Origin of the sequence: Pseudemcibacter sp., from assembly GCF_965661635.1 — a bacterium.
In the GTDB taxonomy this organism is placed as follows: domain Bacteria; phylum Pseudomonadota; class Alphaproteobacteria; order Sphingomonadales; family Emcibacteraceae; genus Pseudemcibacter.
In genome coordinates this window covers 1-6,551 of sequence record NZ_CBFIEP010000095.1, presented here as the reverse complement: position 1 = coordinate 6,551, position 6,551 = coordinate 1, and the positions used below count along the sequence as shown (strand labels likewise).

The following is a 6,551-nucleotide window of genomic DNA, read 5'->3' as shown; positions in this document are numbered from 1 at the left end:
CAGTCCATTCGTCAGGTGCTTCACCCATTGGAAGTTTATCATCACCTGCTTCAGCAAAATCGCGTGCTGACCATTTACGCTTATGAATAGGAAGATTACCTTCACCACCAGTAACGTTTCCGCTTTCAAGTGCATTTGGTCCACCAGGGTAGAGGCTCTCTAGAGGATCAAGCACGAATGGTTGTGGTTCATAAGCCACTTTAATTTTTTCAAGGGCTTCAGCCGCGATTTGCTCTGATTCTGCTGCAATAGCAGCAATCGGCATACCGAGCTGACGAGGTTTGTTTGTAAGCATCGGGTAGCTTGGCTCATCCGCTGCAGGAACTTCATCTGCAGTAAGAATACCTAACACGCCCGGCATTGCGAGTGCTTCTGATGCATCAAAGCTAGTGACATTTGCACTTGGCATTGGGCTAAGAAGCATTTTCATATAGCACATACCTTCTTTACGGAAATCTTCGGAATATTTACCGGTTCCCATAACTTTGGCTTGTACGTCTTGTGGGGTAAAATCTTTACCAATTAATTTTTCAGCCATTATTACGCACTCCCTGCTGCTTTAACAATTGCGTTAACGTAGTTGTTGTAGGCACCACAACGACAAAGGTTACCAGCCAACGCTGTGCGCACTTCTTCGCGTGAAGGATTTGGATTGCGCTGTAGTAAAGCGACACCTGAAACAACCTGACCTGGAGTACAGAAACCACACTGTGGCGCAAGCTCTTCGATCATTGCTTGTTGTACTGCATGCATTTGGCCGTTTCCGCCACCTACGCCTTCAACTGTTACGACCGCTGCATCACGTACTGTATGTGTAAGGATTGAACAGCTATTTTGTGTAACGCCATCGATCATTACCGTACATGCACCACATGAACCACGGTCGCAACCGATTTTCGTTCCTGTAAGGCCTAACTTATTTCGAAGTGTGTGTTCGAGTGTTTCATTTGCGGCCACATCGACAGTACGAGACATACCGTTGACGTTGATAGAAATCATACGCTCCACTGATCCGGCGGCAGAACCACCTGAACTGTCACCACTGTCTGAACAGCCTGTGACCATAGTCGCCGTCCCGGCAACAGCACCAGCGGCAATTACGCCTTTGATGAAATGGCGTCGGGAAACGTCATCTTTCTCTGTGCTCAGAGGATCGTAGCGATCTGAACTGAATTTTTTTTGCATAAAATTGTGCTCCTCCACATTAAAATTTCTATACATTTTGTTGCAACATATCCAACAGACATAAAAAATGTCTCGACAAAGTCAATTACACCAAATAATCCCAATTGGTGATTTTGACGCTGTTAATACGATGTTTTCATATCTCTTGAATATTTTTGTGATTTTTCTTGAGATATTTATTACCTCCCGTTAAGAGATAATGTTACTATATAACTTGATATCTGGTAAGTCTAGATGCAAAATAACGGGAAACTACAAAAAAGGCGCTATTTTTTAGCGAAGTATTAAGAATGGATGACAATAAAGATCAAGTAGTCCGCCATAGTGGGCTAAGTCGATTATTTCACTGGGTAATGGCAGTATGCATTTTGATATTACTTGCAACTGGTGTCACACCGATTCTCGGAGCTGAATTTGAATGGATTGAACCACATTGGATAGCGGGTGTTGCTTTAACAATTGCTGTACTAATTCATATAGTGCGTTCCCTTAGTCCGGCGAAAATTAAATCCATGTGGATTTCTATTTCGGATATTAAAGAATTTATCGCTGGGGGCGGAAAAGTGCGTGGTGGGAAATATTCACTAGAACAAAAACTTATGCATCACGGAATGACGGGCTTAAGTCTTATTTCATTAATTACCGGCTGGTTGATGCTTTTGAAAATTGATACACCATTTTGGCAAAGGGATCCTTTTATTTTTAATGCGGATACTTGGGGAATACTTTATGTTTTACATGGATTGTCGACGCTCTTTTTTGTAAGCTTTGTTATGATGCATATTTATTTTTCACTACGCCCTGAAAAAGCAATGTATTTGCGTTCAATGATTAAGGGCTGGATGACAAAAGAAGAATATAATGAAAATCACGACCCGGATCGCTGGGAAACAAAATAAGTTAGAAAGAATATTATGAGTAATAATAATGAAACACTCCGCAATTCTATAAATGATGTAGAAGCAGGATATGAATATATGTTGGCCTATGCGGCGCAAGGTTTGATAGATGAGCCAACTAGCGGAGGAAGTGGTCCTTCAATAAGAGTCTATTTAGAAAGAATGCAAAATGGACTTGTGTCAATTGTTGATGATTTTGAAACGGTCATAAACGATGCAACAGGCGATAATGCAGAAATTTATTTAAATTATCTATCCGTACTTAAAGAAGATGCAGTAAAATCGAAAAAGGCGGTTGATCTCGTGATGTCACTGCCTTCAATCGGATCGCAGGTTATTGATAATTTAAATGCATCAATTCACTTACGTGCACTTCTAACAGATATTTTCTTGATTGATGAAGCTTTAACCTCTTTATCAAGACATCAGTAAAATTTTGCCTTATTTAGTTGTTACGCTGAGTTTAAGTGATAACAAAACAGGATAATTTATGGTTTCTGGTAAAATAAAAACAGCACTTGGAATTCTTACAATTGGTTTGGGTGGTCCTTTAATGGCATCACCAGCATTTTCACAAGAAGATCAAACACAGCTTTTTCAGAACTATCAAGCCATGGTCGTTATTGAAGAATATAATCAACACTGTCCAGTATTAACGCGTCTTGAGGCGGAAGCTTTAAATGGGCAAATAGTATTTGCCAATAGTAGCTTTGCCGGCAAAATGGATGGCGTTGAAAAGTTCAAAAAAGAAGCGCGCATATTTGCCCGCCGTGTGCCATGCAATTCAGAGCAGTTGGATAATTACCTTGCGATTGCACAGCAACAAGCTATGGACCATATGGTCAACCACGTCATTCTTGCAAGACAAGTTCATATTATTGATGAGCAACATCGCCAAGAAGGAAGAATAGAAAGTGGTTTACTGCTTAATTATTTGACTGATGATGAATGGAAAATGCTTGATAATCTTTATGAAGAAGTGAAAGCAAATTATCTTTCGCAAGCTGATGAAGAAGTATGGAATGCGTTTATGGATTCGGTGGTGAAAGTGGCCGAAGAAAGATCAACGGTAAATTACATTGAAAGTCAAGCAACCTTGCAAAGCGGTGCGCCAAAAGAATTGGGCGCCGTTCAAGCGAAAGTCAGACTTCAGGATATTACGAGTTATTACTTTAATCTTGAAAAAACGGTGAGAGCTTTTGTTGAAGGGGCTGATGCAGCGGAACGACAATATCCATATAGTCGTCCTGCAAATGATTTTACGGAATGGACAGCATTTCGTCCTCGTGAAGAAGCATTAAATTGGGCCGTATCTTATCCCGGATGCGGCGGCAAGAATGTTGAGGTTGGATGTACATTTTTTATAAATACGGATGATGAAGCAGGTATTGTATTAAATACGTTTGATGGTCAAGAAGTTAAAAATGTTTCGCTAACGTACCGTGACCCAAAAGATAATGACCTTAAAAATCAAAATAAAGTTATCGAAGGCCCCATCGGTAGCAACCTATTAAACAACGGCAATTTTATGGCTAATGTTGAGCAGCTTAAAGCGGCGAATGCTAAAATTTCAAGCGAAGCCGAAATAAGTGATGATCATTTAAAATATAATGCGCAGACAGGTGATGCTGCGCCAAATGGTGCAAAAGTATATATTTTGCCCAAAAACACAGTAGAGAATATCGATAAGCTTCATAAGAATGATGTGCTGATCTTAACGGTTACTACATATTCTGGTGAAATTGAAACGATTATGCCGGTTCAAAATTACTTAAGAGCAAAGAACTGGGCCTATATAACACAATAAGATGGTGAATATTATGAGACTGCTAAGAATTTTAATTCTATTTCCAACAATAATATTAGCAGGCTCGTTTAGTCTGGCATTTGCGCAAGACTATGCAAAGAAACATACTGTTGATGCAGATGGGCATCCTATGGCCGTCTGGGAAAAATCAGTTGATAATCCAAAAGGTATTATTTTACTTCACCACGGGCGCACATGGAGTTCCCTTCCTGATTTTGATTTACAAGTGGAAGGGGAAGAGCTTTCCTTAATGGATGGGTTTAATGAGCGCGGTTATAGTGTTTGGGCAATGGACGCACGTGGATATGGTGAAACGCCGCGCGATGAAACGGGTTGGAATACACCAAATCGATCTGCACGAGATATATCAATTGTTCTTAAATGGTTGGCGGAAAGAACAGATCAAAAAATCCATCTTTGGGGGTGGTCAATGGGGTCAATGTTAAGTCACATTGCGGCCCAAAGTTATCCTGAAAACATTAAAAGCCTGACCTTGTTTGGCTATCCTGTCAGAGCTGGTTTTGTATACCCAAAAGAAATGATTGAAAGTGAGCCACCCAAAGAAGCAACAACTGCCGTAGCGGCCGCAAGTGATTTTTTGGTTCCGGGTTCCATCAGCCAAAAGGCCATCGATGAATATGTGCGCCATTCACTTGAAGCCGATCCAATTAGAATGGATTGGAATATGCAACATCAATATAATCAAATTGATGCTTCCAAAGTCACCATGCCTGTATTGCTGCTTGAGGGTGAATTTGATCCATTAACAGATACAGAGATGCATGCTAATTCTTTTGCAGCCTTTCCAAATGGACAGAAACAATGGGTTGTGCTTAATGATGGTGATCACGCGGCGCTGCTTGAAAAATCACGTAAGCAATTAATCGATGCGTCAATTAATTTTATTGAATGGATTGAATAGGTTTAAGCGTAAACATAAACGAGTAAACCGATACCGAGTAATACTCGGTAAATCACAAATGGTGTCATAGAGGATCGCTCTAACCATTTAAGTAATCCCGCTATAGCAATAAGGGCGGCGGTAAATGAAAGTGCCGCGCCCAGAAGCAAATCGCTGCCAATTGTCGCGTTGCCTGTTTCCGTCAAATCTGAAACTTGTAAAATCGCCGCGGCAAGAATTGTCGGAATGGACATCAGCATTGAAAAGCGCGCCGCATCGGTCCTTGAGAAACCAAGTGACCGTGCCGCCGTCATGGTTATGCCGGACCTGCTTGTGCCCGGGATAATGGCAAGCACTTGTGCAAAGCCGATAATCATGGTATGGCCGAAGCATATTTTTGATAAGTCCAATTTAACATCGCATTTCGTGTCGACCACATAAAGCAAAATACCAAATATAATTGATGTCCAACCGATAATTTCAATGGTACGCCATGCATCCGTTAAGCCAAGCGAAGATGCGGCCGCCCCAAAGATGACAATAGGTATCGTTGAAAGAATGATCATCCACATTAAATGTCGATCGGTTTTATCATAACTTTTATTAAACGAGATCAGTTTTAGAAAAGATAAGGCCATTCGACCGACATCATTTCTAAAGTATAAAATAACAGCCCCTAGCGTACCAACGTGAACGCCCACATCCATCATAATACCTTGATCAGGCCAATTGGTTAGTTCGGGAACTAATATCAGATGTCCAGACGAACTTATTGGCAGAAATTCAGTAATTCCCTGTACAATTGCCAAAACAATAATTTGAAGAAGTGTCAAATAGCGATCCTGTTCTTAATCATCCGATGTAGCATCATTATGAAGCAGTAATGCCATACGTGCCATTCTTTTCATGGAATTAACCGATAAAGTAGAGCCCGAAATTCCATCAATAGAATTGGTTAGATTATTATCACTCGTAATGCTCGCGCCGACATATTGTACACGGTGATGGCGACTTTGAAATTCATGGCCACGGGATTCACGGTAAGTCATGACAGTAATATCAACAATTTTACCATCTTCGACAACAACGCCAGCAGTAATGGGCATGGTGCGCGCCACACTGTTTGACTTCCAAAGCGTTTTATTATCTTTGCGCCAATAGCGGTAACGTACTGGTGTGCTGTCTGCGCCATTTAACACTTCATTGATATCATCACGCAAATCACCAATGACCCAAATGGTCGCTTTTTTGGGCGTTTCACCATTAAAATGACCTTTTACATAATCGCTCGTTTTCACATAAACCCTTTCAGCAGGTTTATAGGTTTGAGCGGGTAGTATAATTGTTCCTATCATTAAAAACGCAGCGATAAATCCAATAAACTTCATTTTAATTTTGTTCCCTATTTTGTTATTGTCAAAGCTTGTAACACAAGATTTTCTTCACGCCAATAGTTTACCTAATGTACGCAATAGTTTAACTTAGCCTTACTTTATCATTGATATTATGTTGGAAGAATGAATGAACCATATCCGTCGAAATTTATTAAAAGGAGTAGCGGTATTACCGACTATTATATTGATGAACGGGGCTTGTGAAAAAGTTGATAAAAATCGGCGTTTCAAATGGGAAGGGTATGTTCTTGGCACAGATAGCAGTATTCAAGCATACGGAAATGATGAAGCTGAATTTGATCGGGTGATTGAAGATGCGGTTTTATTAATTAAAAGGCTTGAGCATATTTTTAGCCTTTATGATC

The 6,551-nt window shown here is 40.5% G+C and carries 7 protein-coding genes and 2 pseudogenes; 5 read left to right on the top strand and 4 right to left on the bottom strand.

Features of this window, described 5'->3' with window-relative positions:
* Together ACTF6W_RS06700 and ACTF6W_RS06695 are read right to left on the bottom strand one after the other, a co-directional pair.
* Positions 1-538, bottom strand: a pseudogene (locus tag ACTF6W_RS06700) (xanthine dehydrogenase family protein molybdopterin-binding subunit); the annotation flags it as partial.
* 2 nt (positions 539-540) lie between these two features.
* Complete coding sequence (locus ACTF6W_RS06695) at positions 541-1,185, bottom strand: (2Fe-2S)-binding protein (protein WP_438993769.1); 645 nt, start codon at positions 1,183-1,185, stop codon at positions 541-543.
* 290 nt (positions 1,186-1,475) lie between these two features.
* Between ACTF6W_RS06695 and ACTF6W_RS06690 the strand changes: the two genes are divergently transcribed.
* From ACTF6W_RS06690 to ACTF6W_RS06675, 4 genes are read left to right on the top strand one after another with little or no spacing between them, the layout of a single operon-like run.
* Positions 1,476-2,084 carry a cytochrome b/b6 domain-containing protein gene (locus ACTF6W_RS06690; protein WP_438993768.1) on the top strand — a complete coding sequence of 203 codons (609 nt, stop codon included), beginning with the start codon at positions 1,476-1,478 and terminating at the stop codon, positions 2,082-2,084.
* Positions 2,085-2,099: 15 nt separating this feature from the next.
* Entirely contained in the window at positions 2,100-2,516 is a 417-nt protein-coding gene (locus tag ACTF6W_RS06685; RefSeq protein WP_438993767.1) for a hypothetical protein, read from the top strand.
* Between the two features lie 58 nt (positions 2,517-2,574).
* Positions 2,575-3,891, top strand: coding sequence for a hypothetical protein (locus ACTF6W_RS06680; RefSeq protein ID WP_438993766.1), 1,317 nt, complete (start codon positions 2,575-2,577; stop codon positions 3,889-3,891).
* A gap of 13 nt (positions 3,892-3,904) precedes the next feature.
* On the top strand, positions 3,905-4,813 hold the full coding sequence (locus tag ACTF6W_RS06675) for an alpha/beta hydrolase (protein WP_438993765.1): 909 nt from the start codon (positions 3,905-3,907) through the stop codon (positions 4,811-4,813).
* A 2-nt stretch (positions 4,814-4,815) separates the two neighbouring features.
* Here ACTF6W_RS06675 and ACTF6W_RS06670 read toward each other — a convergent pair whose 3' ends face one another.
* Positions 4,816-5,625 carry an undecaprenyl-diphosphate phosphatase gene (locus ACTF6W_RS06670; RefSeq protein ID WP_438993764.1) on the bottom strand — a complete coding sequence of 270 codons (810 nt, stop codon included), beginning with the start codon at positions 5,623-5,625 and terminating at the stop codon, positions 4,816-4,818.
* Between the two features lie 15 nt (positions 5,626-5,640).
* On the bottom strand, positions 5,641-6,180 hold the full coding sequence (locus ACTF6W_RS06665) for an FMN-binding protein (protein WP_438993763.1): 540 nt from the start codon (positions 6,178-6,180) through the stop codon (positions 5,641-5,643).
* Between the two features lie 133 nt (positions 6,181-6,313).
* On the opposite strand from ACTF6W_RS06665, the pseudogene ACTF6W_RS06660 reads away from it, so the two are divergent.
* A pseudogene (locus ACTF6W_RS06660) lies at positions 6,314-6,551 on the top strand (hypothetical protein); the annotation flags it as partial.